This is a genomic window from Lyngbya sp. CCY1209 (assembly GCF_055795065.1).
In genome coordinates this window covers 1-394 of the sequence record NZ_JAYFER010000696.1, presented here as the reverse complement: position 1 = coordinate 394, position 394 = coordinate 1, and the positions used below count along the sequence as shown (strand labels likewise).

At 47.5% G+C, this 394-nt stretch carries 1 protein-coding gene; it reads left to right on the top strand.

The features are described 5' to 3' along the window. Window positions 1-218: 218 nt before the first annotated feature. Window positions 219-394, top strand: a 176-nt coding sequence (locus AC0QHF_RS28890) for a reverse transcriptase N-terminal domain-containing protein (RefSeq protein ID WP_375341478.1), incomplete at its 3' end; no start/stop codon positions are given.

Below are 394 nucleotides of genomic sequence, written 5' to 3'. Positions count from 1 at the left end.
GTCTAAGGATGGAATACCCATACAGATGGAACGAAATAACCCCATAATGGCTCTTGTCCAATGGTCGATTAGGCAAGCAGTAAAGGCAATAAAGCCACAAGTGTAAGCGCAAGCCATATGGGGGTGAGATGTGACCAGAAGCCAACGCCCAGATGTAATGTCTGGGATAAGCAGACGGGTCACGGTTCAGACGTAAGATGGAGACTCGAATAGCAATAATGGCGTCTAGTCAAACCAAAGGATTCGGCAAGCCGAAACCAATGGTCACTAAGAATGCATGGAGGGCTATCAACTGGGGAAAAGTTCAGCGGATGGTCTTCAAGTTGCAAAAACGTATCTATCAAGCGGCTCAATCGGGACAGGACGCAAAAGCTAGAAGGTTGCAAAGACTCCT